12 protein-coding genes and 1 tRNA gene are annotated in these 17,570 nt (G+C 50.2%); 1 reads left to right on the top strand and 12 read right to left on the bottom strand.

Going from position 1 to position 17,570, the window contains the following annotated elements; translation table 11 throughout:
* Positions 1-55 precede the first annotated feature (55 nt).
* The 12 genes from xerD to mutS form a co-directional block, all read right to left on the bottom strand.
* Positions 56-949 (bottom strand): site-specific tyrosine recombinase XerD, encoded by an 894-nt coding sequence (gene xerD, locus HMPREF3090_RS05690; RefSeq protein WP_067971939.1) that lies wholly within the window; start codon positions 947-949, stop codon positions 56-58.
* Positions 939-1,400, bottom strand: a complete 462-nt coding sequence (locus HMPREF3090_RS05685) for a Fur family transcriptional regulator (RefSeq protein ID WP_067971942.1) — start codon at positions 1,398-1,400, stop codon at positions 939-941. Before HMPREF3090_RS05685 ends, xerD begins: the two co-directional genes overlap by 11 nt.
* Positions 1,400-2,281, bottom strand: a complete 882-nt coding sequence (locus HMPREF3090_RS05680; RefSeq protein ID WP_067971945.1) for a CvfB family protein — start codon at positions 2,279-2,281, stop codon at positions 1,400-1,402. The genes HMPREF3090_RS05685 and HMPREF3090_RS05680 overlap by 1 nt, the downstream gene beginning before the upstream one ends.
* A gap of 257 nt (positions 2,282-2,538) precedes the next feature.
* Positions 2,539-4,314, bottom strand: coding sequence for a pyruvate kinase (gene pyk, locus HMPREF3090_RS05675; protein WP_067971948.1), 1,776 nt, complete (start codon positions 4,312-4,314; stop codon positions 2,539-2,541).
* A gap of 55 nt (positions 4,315-4,369) precedes the next feature.
* Complete coding sequence (pfkA, locus tag HMPREF3090_RS05670; protein WP_083272399.1) at positions 4,370-5,335, bottom strand: 6-phosphofructokinase; 966 nt, start codon at positions 5,333-5,335, stop codon at positions 4,370-4,372.
* A gap of 95 nt (positions 5,336-5,430) precedes the next feature.
* Positions 5,431-8,826 (bottom strand): DNA polymerase III subunit alpha, encoded by a 3,396-nt coding sequence (locus HMPREF3090_RS05665; protein ID WP_067971951.1) that lies wholly within the window; start codon positions 8,824-8,826, stop codon positions 5,431-5,433.
* A 31-nt stretch (positions 8,827-8,857) separates the two neighbouring features.
* Positions 8,858-9,916 (bottom strand): tRNA preQ1(34) S-adenosylmethionine ribosyltransferase-isomerase QueA, encoded by a 1,059-nt coding sequence (gene queA / locus HMPREF3090_RS05660; RefSeq protein WP_067976497.1) that lies wholly within the window; start codon positions 9,914-9,916, stop codon positions 8,858-8,860.
* Positions 9,917-9,933: 17 nt separating this feature from the next.
* Positions 9,934-10,944, bottom strand: coding sequence for a Holliday junction branch migration DNA helicase RuvB (ruvB, locus tag HMPREF3090_RS05655; protein WP_067971954.1), 1,011 nt, complete (start codon positions 10,942-10,944; stop codon positions 9,934-9,936).
* 36 nt (positions 10,945-10,980) lie between these two features.
* Entirely contained in the window at positions 10,981-11,580 is a 600-nt protein-coding gene (ruvA, locus tag HMPREF3090_RS05650) for a Holliday junction branch migration protein RuvA (RefSeq protein WP_067971958.1), read from the bottom strand.
* Between the two features lie 12 nt (positions 11,581-11,592).
* Entirely contained in the window at positions 11,593-12,030 is a 438-nt protein-coding gene (msrB, locus tag HMPREF3090_RS05645) for a peptide-methionine (R)-S-oxide reductase MsrB (protein WP_067971960.1), read from the bottom strand.
* A gap of 76 nt (positions 12,031-12,106) precedes the next feature.
* Positions 12,107-14,047, bottom strand: a complete 1,941-nt coding sequence (gene mutL / locus HMPREF3090_RS05640; protein ID WP_070486139.1) for a DNA mismatch repair endonuclease MutL — start codon at positions 14,045-14,047, stop codon at positions 12,107-12,109.
* A gap of 2 nt (positions 14,048-14,049) precedes the next feature.
* Positions 14,050-16,641 (bottom strand): DNA mismatch repair protein MutS, encoded by a 2,592-nt coding sequence (gene mutS / locus HMPREF3090_RS05635; RefSeq protein WP_070486137.1) that lies wholly within the window; start codon positions 16,639-16,641, stop codon positions 14,050-14,052.
* A gap of 220 nt (positions 16,642-16,861) precedes the next feature.
* Between mutS and HMPREF3090_RS05630 the strand changes: the two genes are divergently transcribed.
* Positions 16,862-16,951: transfer RNA gene (locus HMPREF3090_RS05630), tRNA-Ser, on the top strand.
* The last annotated feature ends 619 nt before the right edge of the window (positions 16,952-17,570 follow it).

Here is a 17,570-nt window from a genome sequence, read left to right as displayed (position 1 = left end):
AAGAAGCCTTAAAGTGAAACAGGCAAGCTGTTTACTTTAAGGCTTTTTTAGTGCATTAAGACCGTGGGAAGGACTTAGCATAAATTTCTTTGAGATGGGGAGCATGGATATGGGTATAAATTTGTGTCGTGGAAATATCACTATGGCCAAGCAATTCTTGAACGACCCGCAAATCCGCCCCATTCTCAAGAATATGGGTCGCAAAGGAGTGGCGGAGAGTGTGGGGGCTCACATTTTTTTGGATACCGACTTCTTGGACATAGGCCTTGATGCGCTTCCACACCCCTTGACGGCTGATCCCCTTTCCGTGGTGGTTTAGGAATAAGATCTCCGAATCCTTATCCTTGAGCAGTTGGTCACGGGCATAGTCCTGGTAGCGGCCAATCCAATCAGCAGCCACTTCCCCCAGGGGCACAATCCGCTCCTTGTCCCCCTTGCCCAAACTCTGGAGGAAGCCTAATTCTGGATGGATATCCGTTACTTTGAGATGGACGAGCTCACTCACACGAAGGCCCGAAGCATAGAGGAGCTCCAACATGGCCCGGTCTCTTAGTCCTAGGGGTGTCCCGATATCTGGAGCCTGGAGCAAACGGTCCACTTCAGCCATGCTTAAGACAGTGGGCAGGGTCTGCCGTTTCTTGGGCATGGCAATCTGGTCGACGGGATTCTGGTCAATCTGTCCGTTCAACAATAAGTGGGAAAAGAAACGCCGCAAGCATGACAGCAAGTGGCTGAGGGTAGTCGGCTTCTGTCCTTGGTCGCTCTTGAACTTGAGAAAGGCCCGGATATCTGTGCGATCTAGGTCCTTGTAATGGCTAAAGCCTTGGTCCTCCATCCAAGCATCCAAGCCCCGGATATCATTGGCGTAGCTCTTGATAGTGTTATTCGATAAACCTGCCTCTACCTTGAGTGTCATCAGAAAGTCTTCCAGAAGTTCCTTATTCGTCATAGGGCAAGTCTCCTTCTTGGCAGTCCTGGCAGAGGCCGTGGATGACCAAGTGGTGGTTAGTCACCTTGAAGTGGAAGTTTTTTTCGACTTCTTTTTCTACAGCGTCCAGGAGGTCCTCGTTGATTTCAATAATCCGACCGCAATGGATGCAAACCAAGTGGTGGGGGGCATGCTGGGATTGCCGGTTGATGAGGCTGTAATAGGCCAATCCTTCGCTGCCCATGACCTTGCTGACCACCTGGATGGACGTTAAAATCTCCAGGGTCCGGTAGACGGTGGCCAGACCGATTGATTCATTCTTTTCCCGGGTGTACATATAGATTTGTTCGGCACTCAGCAACTGGTCGCTTTGCTCAATCAATACCTGTAGGGTGCTCTGACGTTGGGGCGTCAGCTTAAATCCAGAAGCTTGAACCGAAGCCTTCAGCTCTTGAAATTGGTCTGTCCCCACTAGTCCTCATCCCCTTTGTTTACTAAATAAATACCTGCTTGGTCCTGGCGCAGGATCCCCTCTTTCATCAGATGGCCGAGGGCACGTTTAAATTGGGCCTTGGAAAGGCTGAAGAACTTACGAATATCTTCCGGCCGGCTCTTATCATTGTAAGGTAGGAAGTGATCTGGTTGCCGTTCCAGGATAGCCTGAATCATTTGAGCATCTTCATTGATGACTTGGTAGGCTTGCGGTTTCAGGGACAGGTTTAAGTTGCCATGTTGGCCCACACCGATCACCCGGGCGGTCACTTCCTCACCCAGGGCGGGCTCTTCATAGCGCTCACTCTCATGGATAAAGGCCTGGTAGTAGTCCTCTGTCAAAAGATAGGTCCCCACAAACTTGCAGCGGTAGACCCGAGCTTTCACCGTTTTATTATTCCAAGTCGAAGTATGGGGGGACAGACGCTTGGAAATCTGCTGGAAGACCTGGTCGTCCGCTAGCTTGGCCCAGACCCGGTCCTTCTTGTCTACTTCTAGGCGCACAAAGAGCTTGCTGCCTTTTTTAGGCCAAAGATGCTTCTCTTGAGGGAGGTCATCCAGGGATAGCACCATGTCCTTATCCGGCAAGCCAATAGCCAAAAAGACCCCTAAATCTGGTTTAACGGAAGTAACTTCTCCCCAACCGTAACGAGCTTGGCGGACCTCAGGCAGGTCCAGGGTCATGCACAATTGCTTGTGACTGTTCTCATAAACGAAGCCTCGAATGCTGTCGCCCATTTTGAGCGATCCAGCTTGGTCTCTGTCTAAGCGGTAGGACAAGCCATCTTTTTGCACAAAAAAGTGTTTATCGTTCTCATCGGTAACAATGCCTGTCACCAGGCTTCCTAAATATTTATTCATGGTCTACCTCTTTCATTGGTCGAATCGTATCCAATTTCATACGCTTTCTATTCTAGCATACTTTAAGCTTCGAGCGCTCGACCTGGTCTTATAAAAAAAGAATTTTGCTCATTGGTTAATCCAACAAGCAAAATTCTCAATCTAGTTTCAGCTTAATTAAGTACCTAGAACAGAAGAATCAGATTCTTTTTCAATCACCATTTGTAAAAACTGATCCAGTGATTCAGGGCTGGGCGACTTTTGTCAGAGTCTCTTAATTAAGCGTCGCCGCCTTCATAAACAACACCACGACGGGCATCGACGGTGACTAATTGACCTTCAGTCACTTCTGCAACTGCACCTTCAGCCCCTACGATAACTGGGGTATTGGTGTTGATGCCAAGTACGGCAGCATGGCTCGTTACACCGCCTTCTTCAACGATAACTGCCTTCGCTTTGCTAATGGTATCGTTGTATGATTCATCTGTTGTCTTCACAACAAGGACAGAATTAGCCGTTACTTTTTCGTTAGCTTCTTCTGCATCCTTAGCTAAGACAACGTGACCGACAGCAGAATTTTCCCCGATACCTTGGCCGCGAACGATTTGACGACCAACGATTTGGATCTTCATTAAGTTAGTTGTGCCACGTTCGCCGACAGGAACACCAGCAGTTACTAAGATCTTGTCGCCGTCTTGGGCATAGCCATTTTCCTTAGCTAAGTTAGCAGCTAAGATCATCATGTCATCAGTTGTTGCTGGACGTTCAGCTACAATTGGTTCTACCCCACTCGAAAGCATAAGCTTATTGGCGCGGCTTTCAGAGAAGGTTAAAGCCAAGATTGTCGCATTTGGACGGTATTTAGAAATCATCTTAGCCGTAAAACCAGAATCTGTGGCAGCAACAATGGTACGGATACCCAAGTTGCTTGCTGTATAAGCAACGGATTGGCTGATAGCTTCGGCCACGTCTAATTGGGCATGGTCACCACGTTCCACATGGTTAGGTAAAACACCTTCTGAATGCGCAGCGATTTGAGCTTCAGTTGCCAAAGCAATCCGGTTCATGGTTTGAACGGCTTCAACAGGATAGTCCCCAGCTGCTGTTTCACCAGATAACATGATGGCATCGGTACCGTCGTAGATAGCATTGGCAACGTCTGATGCTTCAGCACGCGTTGGACGTGGGTTCCGTTGCATGGAATCTAACATTTGGGTAGCTGTAATAACTGGTTTGCCCAAGCTATTGCAGAGTTCAATCATATCTTTTTGAGCGATTGGAACAGTTTCTACAGGAATTTCAACCCCTAAGTCCCCGCGGGCAATCATTAAACCATCGGAAACGTTCATAATTTCTTTAATGTTGTCCACGCCTTCTTGGTTTTCGATCTTAGGCAGGACTTGAACATCTTGGTTGCCAGTTTCTTCTAGGATTTCGCGGATTTCAAGAATGTCTTCTGGTTTACGGACAAAGGAAGCAGCAATAAAGTCAATGCCTTGTTCAAGACCAAAGCGGATATCGGCTTCGTCCTTGTCGGTAATCCCTGGTAGGTTGATAGAAACGCCTGGTACGTTGACACCCTTCTTGTCCTTGATGATCCCGCTGTTTTCAACAACGGTAACAATTTCGCCATTGGCTTTGTTAATGTCAGTAACCAGTAAGTCAACCAGACCGTCGTCGACTAAGATATGTGAACCAACGTGAACGTCATCAATCAATTGTGGGTAAGTGATCGAGAATTTAGTCGCATCCCCTTCAACTTCTTCTGAGAAGATTGAAACGGTCGTACCTTTTTCAAGTAAAACAGGTTCATGGTTAACCATATTGTGGGTACGGATTTCAGGCCCCTTGGTGTCCAATAAGAGGGCAACCCGCTTGCCGCTTTGTTTGGCAGCTTCACGGATGTTCTTAATCCGGGCTTCATGTTCTTCATGAGAGCCGTGTGAGAAGTTCAAACGAGCGACGTTCATGCCCGCTTCCATTAATTGAACTAGGGTTTCAACTGACTCAGAAGCTGGGCCAATAGTACAAACAATTTTAGTGTTCTTTTGCATTTTTGTTCTCCTTTTTTTGCTTTAATCCTTTGAACGAATAGACATTATAAGCGACTTAGTAGGAAATGTCACCATTAATTTCATACAATTCCATCAATGGGGTGTGGGTTTCTCGGTTCAAGACTTCCGAAATATCGCCATAGACAATATCATTGCCACGGATACCCAAGCAGATACCTGAGTGGCCTTGGTTCAAGAGCTCTACTGCCCTGAAGCCAAACATAGTTGCAAGGACACGGTCGCGTGCGGAAGGGGCGCCCCCTCTTTGCATGTGACCGAGAACTGTTGCCCGGCTGTGGAAGTTCCCGTAAGTCGAGAGCTTATCCATGAATTTATTGGCAGACATGACGCCTTCAGCGAGGATAATAATGATATGCTTCTTACCCCGCTCACGGCCTGCCTTGATATCTTCCACAATCTGGTCCATATCAAAGCCAATTTCAGGAATAATCACCTTCTCAGCCCCGGATGAAATGCCGGTCCAGAGGGCAATATCCCCAGCGTTACGTCCCATCACTTCAATAATGAAGGTCCGCTCATGACTGGTGGCCGTATCCCGAATCTTATCGACTGCCTCGATGACGGTATTGCAGGCTGTATCGAAACCAATGGTAAAATCAGTCCCTGCAATATCATTATCAATCGTCCCAGGAATACCAACCGTTGGAAAACCGTGCTCACTCAGGGCCTTGGCTCCCATGAAGGAACCGTCCCCACCGATGACAATTAAAGAATCAATCTTAAATTTCTTTAATTGCGCAATGGCCTTCTCCTGTCCTTCCTTCTCAGCAAATTCAGGATAGCGTGCCGTGTACAGCATGGTTCCCCCGCGCGACAGCAAGTTGCCGACATCATCAATACCCATTTGATAGATATCGCCCTCTGCTAGTCCACGAAAGCCATAGCGGATACCATAAACCTCGTTACCGTCATAGATAGCTTTTCTAACGACAGCACGAATCGCGGCATTCATCCCTGGTGCGTCACCACCACTTGTTAAAACGCCAATACGTTTAACCACTTGGACACCTCGTTTCAAAAAATTAATTCATACAGTTTTATCTTAACATTTTTTCTAAAAAATGTCGCCCTATTTGTAATTTTTTCACGAACTTGTTAGCTGAGAATGACATGTTTTGCCCCATAAATATCCTTAAGGGCTTGGAGGACCTGGGGCGTATGAGCGAGTGCAAATTGTGAGCCCAACCAATGCTGGCTGCCCTCCTCCTTGAAGATAAAGTGGAGGGGCGTGATGCCAGGTTGGTCTTGGACAAGGGCAAGCAGGTCTGCCTTCTTCTGGGAAGCGGCTGCTTGGTTGGCGACTTCGATATGGAAGGCGCCCGCCCGCCCCTGCTTAATGGCTTGGTCTTTGAGCTGCTGGTAGTAGGCCTGGTCCAGGGGATAAACTTGATCGACTAGGATTTGGAGTTGGTCGCGCCGCTCTTCAGTCTTACCGCGCACGGCCAGTTTCTGCTTGTCCCGCAAGAAGGCGGCATAGCGGATATAGGTCTGGGGAAAGGCAGTTAAGTTAACCGTCCCCGTGGCATCTTGGACTTCCAGGAAGGCCATGGGTTGCCCCTTCTTCGTTTGGATCCGTTTGACATGGATGACTTCACCGATAACCTGAACTCCCTGGCCTGGTTTGAGATCGCTAATGGCCTGGAGCTGGCCTGTCTGGTAGAAGTCCTTCCAGGCTGCATAGGGATCGACACTCAGGCAGAGGCCCAGGTAGTCTATCTCTTGCTGGATCAGTTCGGAATCTTTGTACTCTTCGCATTCTTCAATGACCGGAGCAAAGAGAGACTGGTAGTCATTGGCCATGCCCAGGTCTAGCTGGCTCTGTTGGCTCTGCTGGCCAAACAGTTTGCGGTGGTCCAGCAACTTAGGCAGGGCATCTTCCACCAGGGTCCGGCGGTTATAGTTAAAGTCATCCAGGGCGCCGGATAAGGCTAGAGCGGTCAGCACCTTTTCCCGGGCAGCTGCTTGGTCCAAGCGACTGACAAAATCCATAAGATCCTTATAGGCACCTCCGTACTGGCGCTCTGAAATAATGCTCCGGCTCACCGGCCGGCTCAGGGTCTTGATATTGGATAGACCCAGGCGGAGGGTCGACTGGTCGACCAGGTCCAAGGGCATGAAGGACCGGTTGACACTGGGTAGGTCAATTTCAATGCCGGCTGACCGGGCCTCCGTTAAGAGCTGCTTACCCTTGACGTCATGGATGCTGGTGTGGCGAAGGTTACCGTAATAAAAGGCAGCCGGGCAATGGACCTTGAACCAGGCCAAGTCATAAGCCAAGTAAGAATAGGCAAAGGCATGGGACCGGTTGAAGCCATAATTGGCGAAGGCATCGATATAGTGGTAGACTTCTTCGGCCAAGCCTGCCTCATAGCCCTGGTCGATAGCTCCCGCGATGAATTGGTCATGGAGGCCATCTAAGACTTCCTGCTGCTTCTTGCCCATGGCCCGGCGCAGGATATCGGCCTGACCGAGGCTAAAGCCAGCAATCTTTTGGGCCACCTGCATGACTTGTTCTTGGTAGACCATGACCCCGTATGTTGCTTCCAAGATCGGGGCAAGGTCCTCATGGGGATAAGAGATAGCTTCCTGACCGTGCTTGCGTCGGGCAAAGTGGTTGATCTGCTTCATTGGTCCCGGCCGGAAGAGGGCATTGACGGCTGCCAGGTCTTCCATTGATTCGGGACTCACTTGGCGCAGGACATTGCGGATACCGTCCGATTCAAATTGGAAGACGCCCAGGGTCTCAGCCCGCTGGAAGAGCTGGTAGACCGCCGGATCATCCTTTTGGGCCAATTTTTGGTCTAAGTCTTTATAGCCTAACTTCTCAGCAGCTTCTTTGACATCGTGGAGGATGCTCAAGTTGATAAGGCCCAAGAAGTCAATCTTCAAGAGCCCAATCCGCTCGACTTCGCCCATGGTGAATTGAGAGAGTAAGATTTCATTGTTGGCGTTCTGCTGGAGGGGAATATCCGCCACCAGGGGCCGGTCGCTAATCAGGACTCCTGCCGCGTGCGTCGAGACATGGCGGGGCAAGCCTTCTAATTTCAGCGCCGCTTGGAGCCAGAGCTTGCCATCTTCCGTTTCCTCTAGCAGGCGCTGGAAGTCTTTGGAAGCTTGGTAGGCCTGGCGTAAGCTGACCTGACCTTTAATTTGATTGGCCCAGCTACTAATTTCGGCTTGACTCTTACCTAGGGCTGAGCCCACATCGCGCAGGGCCTTGCGCGCAGCAAAAGTTCCGAAGGTAGCAATCTGGGCCACATGGTCGGCCCCGTATTTTTCATAGACATAGTGGAGGACATCCTGACGGCGGTTGTCGGGAAAGTCCAAGTCGATATCGGGCATGCTGTGGCGCTCGGGATTGAGGAAGCGCTCAAAGAGTAGGTCATTTTCAATGGGATCGACATGGGTAATGAAGAGGGCATAGGCGACCAAGGAGCCTGCTGCTGACCCCCGACCAGGCCCTACAGTAATCTTAGAGGCCCGGGCATAGCGCATAATATCCCACACAATCAAGAAATAATCATCAAAACCCATCCGATGAATCACTTGAAGTTCGTAGGTCAAACGCTCCTGGTAAGCTTTAAAATTTGCCTGGTCGCCCACGCGCTCGGCCAAACCCTGGGCTGCTTGCTGGGCCAAGTAGGACTGGGCATCCTCCCCCTCAGCTAGGGGAAAGCGCGGCAGGAGTTCCTTGTGGTAGACCATCTCGACATTCAGATCAGCGACTAAGTCAGACAGACGGTCCACCGCCTCCGCTAATCCGATTTCAGCGTATTCAGCCCGCCAATCTGCCGGCGACCTTAGAAAGTGAGGGCCCCGCCCCTCCCGGCTAGCTTCAATATCTTCTAGGGGCCGGTTCTGGTCAATAGCTGCTAGGACTTGCTTGTAGAAAACGTCCTCCGTCTCTAAGTAGGCAACATAAGGCAAGGCAAGGAGGTCTAAGCCGGTCTTCTGGCTCAGCGCTTTAATGCTATCCAAGTGGTAGCGGTCAAAGGCCTGGGCACTCAGCCCAATATAGAGATTACCTGCCTTAAAATGCGCTTTAAAGCCCTGGCACCAGGCCAGAGCTTCAGCGTCTTGATTCTCTTTAATCCGTGCCATATGAGGGCCATAAACGGCAGACAGGACTACCAGGAGATTATCATTCTCCTTTTTTAAACGATCCAAGGCTTCTGCGTAACGCCCGGTTTTAACCAGTGTAGACAAGCGCATGAGGACCTGGTAGCCTGCCTGGTTGCGCGCATAAACCACATATTCTTCAAAGTCCTGACCCATAAGTTCAGAAGGGAGCTGGAGGGATAGACCAATCAGGGCCTTAATCCCCGCTTCCTGGCAGAGGTCGTAGAATTCACAGGCGCCGTACAGGACATTGACATCGGCCAAGCCCAGCGCCTGGTAGCCCAATTTTTTGCCAAAAGCCACATAATCAGCGAGGGACATGGGACTCTTGAGTAAGGTATAGGCACTATTGACATGCAAGGGGGCAAACATAAGCTCTCTCCTTTCCCCGTATGGTCACAAGTTAATCGTCTTCACGGTATTGGGGTCCTTGGATATACATAGCGTCCCCGAAGCTAAAGAAGCGGTAAGAGGCTTCCACTGCGTGCTTATAGGCAGCCAGGACATGCTGGCGGCCGGCGAAGGCACTAACTAACATCACTAAGGTCGACTTGGGCAGGTGGAAGTTGGTAATAATGGCGTCAACCACTTTGAAGTCAAAGCCTGGGTAAATAAAGATAGAAGTCCAACCTGAGTCTGCTTGGAGCTGGCCATCAAATTTTTGCGCGATGGTCTCCAGGGTACGGATACAGGTAGTGCCAACTGCAACAACCCGCTTGCCCGCTGCTTTAGCAGTCTTGATCTTTTGGGCATTCTCTTCGTCCAAACGGTAGAATTCCGAATGCATCTCATGGTCAGTTAAATCATCGGCGCTCACAGGACGGAAGGTACCTAAGCCCACATGGAGGGTCAGATAGGCCAGGTCAACGCCCTTGGCTTGGACCTGGTCTAGGAAGTCCTCGGTAAAATGCAGACCGGCTGTTGGTGCCGCTGCTGATCCATTCTCCTTGGCGTAGACCGTCTGATAACGGTCCGGGTCATCCAAGTGCTCTTTGATATATGGAGGCAGGGGCATCTCTCCCAGGGCTTCGAGAACTTCCATAAAAATGCCCTCATAAAGAAATTCAATTTCTCGTCCCCCGTGGTCTAATTCCTTCACCACCTTAGCTCTTAACTGGCCGTCTCCAAATTGGATAATAGTCCCTGTCTTCAGGCGGCGGGCTGGTTTAGCGAGAACTTCCCAGCGGTCCCCTTCCAAGTTATTTAGCAATAAAAGCTCGGCATGGCCACCGGTTTCTTCCTTGGTGCCCAAAAGCCGGGCAGGGAGGACCCGGGTGTCATTGAGGACGAGCACATCTCCAGCTTCCAAGATATCGAGCAAGTCAGCAAACATATGGTCTGCATAGTGGCCAGTCTGGGCATCGAGGGTCAAAAGCCGGCAGTTTAACCGGTCCTTGGTTGGGGTCTGGGCAATCAGTTCTTCGGGTAGGTCATAGTCATAGTCTGATGTTTTTAATGTCATTCCATTCGCTTCCTTTTTCACTTGCTTTCTTCTGGGTCGATCCCTAAATGGCTATAGGCTAGGGAGGTGACGATCCGTCCCCGAGGCGTCCGTTGGAGAAAGCCATTTTGGATCAGGTAGGGTTCATACATATCTTCGATGGTGAGGGGGTCTTCGGCAATATTAGCAGCAATTGTCGACAAGCCGACCGGGCCGCCTTGGTAGTAAAAAATCATGGTTTCCAAGATCTTCCGGTCAACAGCGTCTAGTCCCTTGGCATCCACTTCCAAAATGTCCAAGGCCTTCTGGGTAATAGCCAGGTCAATGCGTTGGTCCTCATTGAAGACCTGAGCGAAGTCCCGGACCCGCTTCAACAAACGGTTGGCAATCCGCGGCGTCCCGCGCGACCGCAAGGCAATTTCATAACTGGCCTGGTCATCGATGGGACTATTGAGCACCTGGCTAGTCCGCTGAACAATGGCATTGAGCTCGTCAGGACTGTAGTAGCGCAGCTGCTTAACGATACCGAAACGATCGCGCAGAGGCGCTGATAAGGCCCCTGCCCGTGTGGTGGCCCCCAGTAAGGTGAAGGGGGGCAGGTCAAACTGGATAGCGTGGGCTTCGGTATCCTGACCCACAATAATATCCACGCGGAAGTCTTCCATCGCCGAATAGAGCATCTCTTCCACCACCCGGGGCAAGCGGTGGATCTCATCAATAAAGAGAATATCCCCCGGCGCCATCTCATTGAGTAAGACGAGTAAGTCTCCTGTCTTCTCAATCGCTGGGCCGCTGGTCGTGTGGACCCCTACCCCGAGTTCATTAGCTAAGACATAGGCCAGGGTCGTCTTCCCCAAGCCAGGTGGGCCATAGAGGAGGACATGGTCTAAGGATTCATCTCTGGCCTGGCAAGCTTGGATATAGACCGCTAGCTCCTTTTTAAGGGCGGACTGGCCGATATACTCCCTTAAATACTGAGGACGGAGCGAACCTTCAAACTTCTCCTCCGCTAGGCCTTGATTATTCTCATCTAGTATACGTTCTGCCACTGCAGGCCTCCTTTCACAATTCCTTGTCCTAAATAACTAGCGGGCCGTCATCAAGCGCAGGGCTTGGCGGATAGCGTCCGAAGTGGTCGCCACTTGGTCAAAGTCCATCTGCTTGAGCACACGCTGGATATCGCGCTGGGAATAGCCCAAACTGTCCAGGGCCTCCTCCAGTTCTTGGGCAATGGGATGGGCTGGACTCGTCGAAGCGGCTTGGGCAGGCGTTTTACCTTCAACATCACTTGTCAGTTTCCCTTGCAAGTCGAGGATAATCTGCTGGGCCGTCTTCTTGCCGACCCCAGGAAACTTGGTCAAGAATTGACTATCTGCCTGGTCAATGGCCCGGATCAAGCCTTCATGGTCACCCAAGCTGAGGATGGACAAGGCACTCCTTGGCCCGATCCCTGAGACCGAGATCAGATGCAGGAATAAGTCCTTCTCTGCTTCATCGCTAAAACCATAGAGGCGGATACTATCTTGGCTGACTGCTTGGTAGAGCCAGATTCTTGCTTCCTGCCCCACCTGGCTAGAAAAGCGATAGGGATTGGCCATAATCACTTGGTAACCAATCCCATTCACTTCAATGATAATCGCATTCGGTAAGATGCTGGTTATCTTTCCTTTAAAATAAGCATACATGACGGAATGCTCCTATTCTACAAATTTCTTATAGTCGCCGTAACCTTTTTCATCCATTTCTTCGTAAGGGATGAAGTCTAAGGCTGCGGAATTGATGCAGTAGCGCAAACCGCCTTGGTCTTTAGGCCCATCATTAAAGACATGGCCGAGGTGAGAATCTGCGGCTTGGCTCCGCACTTCGGTTCGCACCATGCCGTGGCTGGTGTCGGTATTTTCCTTAATTTGGTCGTCAAAGAGCGGCTTAGAGAAGGAAGGCCAACCACACCCCGCATTAAATTTAGTCGTTGAGGCAAAGAGCGGGCTCCCATCGACAATATCCACATAGATGCCCTTTTCATAGTGGTCATCATACTTCCCTGAAAAAGGTGCTTCAGTCCCACTTTCTTGGGTCACCCGGTATTGGATATCATCTAATTCTTTCAAACGTGCTTCTTTATTGGCTTGGTCCATTTCAGTCACTCCTTTAAGGTTTTGTCACTTTCATTCTAACATAAAGCTTGCCAAATGCGAACATTTGTGCCCGGGACTAATGGCTATCCTGGATCCGTTTAAACAAACGCTCAATTTCATAAGTCGAATAGTGGATCAGAACTGGTCGACCATGGGCACAGTTAAAAGGATTCTGGCACTGGCTCAGGTCAGCAATCAGTTGCTTGGCTTGGTCATCAGACAAGTAGTGGTTGGCCTTAATCGAGAGCTTGCAACTCATCATGATGGCTGTCGCCTGGCGGAACTTGCTCACACTGGCTGATTTATCGGTCAGGGCCAGTTGGATTAATTCCTCTACCGTCTCATGGACCTGGTCAGAGCGAATCCAAGTGGGATGGGCAGATAATTGCAGGGTTTGGCTGCCAAAGAGTTCAAAGTCAAGCTGCATCTCCTTTAATTTGGGCAGGAGGGGCTGGATCTCAAGCATTTCATCCTGGGTGAATTCAAAAAGTTCAGGGATCAGCAATTCCTGCATAGCGGTCCCGTAAGTTCCGATATGGTCCCGGTAGTATTCATACTTAATCCGCTCCTGCATGGCATGCTGGTCCAGGAGATACATGCCTGTATCATCTGAGGCTAAGAGATAGGTCCCGTGCAATTGACCGATATAATCTAGATCAGGAAAAGACGGGGACTGGTCGACCTGCTTGGCATCGATGGACGTAATCCGGTCCACATCCCGCCAGACTTCTTTTTCACTGTGCTTGTGCTGGCGCTCCTCGATTGAAGGCTGGATCGTCTCTGAAGAAGCCGGCTGAGCCTGACTTGGACTATCTTCTGAATCAAGACTAGCATTTTCACTTGGCCTTTCCGCTTCTTCCCAAGAGCTATTTGTTGAGGAAACCAGCTCACTTAGCTGGCTGGGTCGCCTTGATGGCACTTGAGAGCGAGAACTGGACAAGGGCAGTTGGCCCTGCTCATAGCTTTCTTCTAGGCGGAAGGGCTCTGCTTTGGCTTCTTCGGTATACTGGAGGGGTTGGTTGGCCTCAGGAATCCGCTGGAGGGGTTGAAAGATATGGTCCAGGCTCTCTTTGATCAGATCATAGAGGACATCTTCCTTAGAGATTCGCACCTCCATCTTAGTGGGGTGGACATTGACATCCAAGAGCTGGGGATCGGCCTCGATATGGAGGACAGCAATCGGATAGCGGCCAATCATTAACTTCTCCCGGTAACCATCAATGACCGCTTGGCTTAACTTATAATTGCGAATATAGCGGCCATTCAGGTAGAGAGAGATGTAGTTCTTGCTGGCCCGCGTCAAGGTCGGTGGGGACACATAGCCTGTCAACTTGAAGTCCAAACTCTCGGCTTCGATCGGGTACATCTCCCGGGCCTGCTTAAAGCCATAAACAGCCGCCAAAACTTCCTGGAGCCGGCCCTTGCCATTACTCTCAAAGACCAGCTTGTCCTCATTAAAATAGCGAAAACGAATTTGGGGATGTCCCAGTGCCTGGCGGTTAATAATATTGGAAATATGGGAGAGCTCGGTTGGCAGGCTCTTGATATACTTCAAGCGCGCTGGCGTATTGTAGAACAGATTCTCCACTAGAACTGAGGTCCCCTGGCGGAGATGGCTGTCGCGCCGGTCCACCAGCTCACCGGCCTGCAAGTAGATCCAGGTCCCCGTCTGGCCGTCTGAAGTCTCCAAGGTCATTTCAGAAACTGAAGCAATACTCGGCAGGGCCTCCCCACGAAAGCCGAGCGAATGAATCCGGAACAAGTCCTGACTCTGGTGGATCTTAGAAGTGGCATGGCGCTTAAAAGCTAACGCCACCTCGTCAGACGCGATGCCGATACCATCGTCAATCACTTGAATGCTGCGGAGTCCCCCCTCTTCCACTCGAATTTCAATCTCCTGGGCCTGGCCATCAATGGCATTTTCCAGCAATTCTTTCACAACGGAAGCGGGCCGTTCCACCACCTCGCCCGCCGCAATCTGGTCCGCTACCTGGCTGGGTAAGAGTTGGATCGCCATGGTTAATCCCCTCCTTCCACTTTAGCGACTAGCTTGCGCAAGAGCTCAAAGGCCTGCATAGGAGTGGTGTCGTTTAAATCCACCTGGTCCAATTGGTCCATGACCCAGGTCGCTGTCGGGTCTTCAGCTCGGGGACTGGTCTCTGCCACACTAAAGAGACTCAATTGTTCCCCTTGGTCCTCCCCATGACTCGCTTGGAGGTCTTTCAAGATCCGGTCGGCATTGGCTAGGAGACTTTTTGGCATGCCCGCCAGCTTAGCCACATGGATCCCATAGCTGCGGTCAGCAGGGCCAGGGAAAATCTTGTGGAGGAAGACCAGTTCCCCATCCTTCTCGCTAGCCCCCACGTGGATATTGCGGAGTCCAGGCAAAGAGTCCTCCAAGCTGGTCAGTTCATGGTAGTGGGTGGAGAAGAGCAGCTTGGCCTCTAAATGGTCGTGGAGGTATTCTAAGATGGCCTGGGCCAAAGCAATCCCATCATAAGTCGAGGTCCCCCGGCCAATCTCATCAAAGAGCAAGAGGCTGCGGTCGGTCGCATATTGGATGGCCTGGTTGGCTTCCAACATCTCCACCATAAAGGTCGACTGGCCTGAAATCAGGTCATCAGCTGCCCCAATCCGGGTAAAGATCTGGTCAAAGATCGGCATCTTAGCCGATTTGGCGGGAACATCACAGCCCATCTGTGCCATAATCACAATCAGAGCTAACTGGCGCATGTAGGTTGACTTCCCGGACATATTGGGCCCTGTAATCAGTAAGACATTGGTTTTGTCGTCCATTTCGATGGAATTGGGGACAAATTGGTCCTTGCCGATCACCGCTTCCACGACCGGGTGGCGGCTGTCAATAATCTCTAAATTCCGGTCGTCCAGAGAAATTTCAGGGCGGACAAATTGATAGTCTTCACTGATCTGGGCAAAGCTCTGCAAGACGTCCAGGCTAGCCACTGACTTGGCTAGGGCCTGCAAGTCCTGCTTATAGGCCTTGACCTGGTCTCTGACTTGGATAAAAAGTTGGTATTCCAAGTCAATGGACTTATCCTCCGCTTCTAAGAGGGTCCTTTCCATTTCTTTAAGCTCAGGGGTAATATAGCGTTCGGCATTGGCTAAGGTTTGCTTGCGCTCATAGTTATTCTCCTCCAAGTCATCGAGAAGGTGGAGGTTAGCCTTGGTGACCTCAATATAGTAACCAAAAACCTTATTGTAGCCCACCTTGAGCGACTTGATCCCTGTCCGCTCGCGTTCATCTGCCTGGAGCTTGGCAATCCAAGCCTTATCGTGGCGCATGGCATCGCGGTAGTGGTCGAGTTGGTCGTTGAAGCCATCACGGATGATGTCGCCTTCCGTAATCTGCACATTGGCATCCGGATCAATGGCTCGGTCAATCAGGTCCACCACTTCCGGCAAGGCCGTTAAACTCTCTAAAACACCTTGCCAGTGGGCCTGCCGGTCTTCATCTTCAGCCAGTAAGAGCTGGAGATTATGGACAATGGCTGGCACCTTGGCTAGGGACTGCTTGAGTTGGAGGAGTTCCCGGGCATTGACACTGCCCATGGAAATCTTAGCCACCAGGCGTTCCAAGTCATAGACCCCTTTCAATTGCTCCTGGATCTCTAAGCGGACGAAGTATTGGTCCATGAGATCAGCCACACAATTCTGCCGGCGTTCAATATCAGCCGCGATAATCAAGGGACGGTCAAGCCACTGACGCAAGAGCCGGCTGCCCATTGCAGTTCGGGTCTGATTAAGAAAGGCCAAGAGACTATTAGCCTGTTGGCGGGTCCGGATCGATTCTGTGAGTTCCAGGTTCCGCTTGGCATAGTGGTCCAAATGTAGGTAGTGGTCCACTTCATAGTGTTCGGCCTCCTGCCAGTGGTCCACCATCTGGAACTGAGTGGCTTGGACATAGGCCAAAAGCAGGGTCAAAGCTGCCCGCTCATCTGCCCCTTCAATTGCCGTCAAGAGCTGGTCCTGGTCTTCAATTGCCGCTGGGTCCGGACTATAAACCGAGAGCGTAAAGTCTGCTAGGCGCTTGAGCTTGTCTAAGAAGTCTTCATCAGGCTCTGTTTCTACCACCAACTCACTCGGCTGAAGTTGGGCAAACTCCGTTAAGAGAGATTCCAAACTCGTCAGCTGGGTCACCTGCAACTCCCCAGTCCCTAGGTCACTGTGGGCTAAGGCATAGCCTGACTTGCTCTGAAGCAAGGAACAAATATAATTATTGCGCTGCTGGCTGCCCTCTTCCAGGTAGGTTCCCGGCGTAATCAAGCGGATCACTTCCCGGCGCACCATCCCCTTCGCTTGCTTAGGGTCTTCCATCTGCTCAGCAATGGCCACCTTATAGCCTAAACGAATCAGCTGGCGAATATAGTCCCCCGCCGCATGATAAGGCACCCCACACATAGGAATGGGGTTCTCCGCATTCTTATTGCGACTCGTCAAGGTAATCTCTAACAACTGGGCCGCTTTCAAGGCATCATCATTAAATAATTCATAAAAGTCCCCCAACCTAAAAAAGAGAAAAGCATCTGGATACTTAGCCTTCATGGCCTCATACTGTTCCATCATTGGGGTTTTCTTAGTCTTTTGAACCATCATGCACTCCTTTGCTTGTATCTTTATCTATCCTAGGCCTTCCAAGCGAGAATGAGCTTAGCCAAACGATTCATCTCCCCATTTTAACACAAATCTCTAGAGACCGCCTAGGCAGGCGAGGAAGATTTTCTGGACGCTGCCTGATTTTCCTGGCGCATGCCGATTTCCCACTTGAATTTTTAGCCGATTAGCGTTAAGATAATTCTTGTACTTATTCTATGGAGACGTAGCGAAGAGGTCATAACGCGGTTGACTCGAAATCAACTTGTCGGTGACTACCGGCACGAGGGTTCGAATCCCTTCGTCTCCTTTAAGCTGTTTTAGGCACCTTCAAAAAGTCCCTAAAACATTGATATAATAGCATTCTTAAAAAACTCATGAACCCTTAAAAACGGTATCCCTCCAGTCTCTACTGGAGGGATTACAGGAGGGTTTTAAGCTAAAAATAAATATGGGTCTACCCCCACCGCTAAATTAGTTAGTCAGCGCCTATTAAGTTAGGTGCTTTTTTTGTATTCCTTTTGATTCATCATAACAAGTTTTAACATGTTGATGGCATCACTCAAGCATCTAGAAAACATGTCAGGTTTTGTCAGGTTCTCCCTATCCACCTTTTTCCATCATTTTTAAAATAACATTGAGGTTTTATGAGGTTCTTAATCCTTGCTAGTAACATGTAGTTCTCCCCTTTTTTAGGGGGCCGAAAAGTCTATTTTTTCTTTTTATGGCGTCCATTTTGTCCGATTCAGCTTTTTAAGGGTGCCGATTCCGCCGCTTTTATTGTATTGTCTAAGCGGAGTATTTTCGGAGTAGTCAAGAGTAAGTTTATAACAAAAGAGCCAACTCTAGTTAGCTGGCTCCGTTCGTATAAGCGTTATTTGATTAATGGATTCCTAATTCTTCTTTTAGGGCTGTTTGTAGGACACTAG

It is taken from the genome of Aerococcus sp. HMSC23C02 (genome assembly GCF_001806805.1).
Lineage (GTDB): Bacteria > Bacillota > Bacilli > Lactobacillales > Aerococcaceae > Aerococcus > Aerococcus sanguinicola.
Note: the sequence above shows the minus strand (reverse complement) of the source record. Positions and strands in the feature narration are given on the sequence as shown.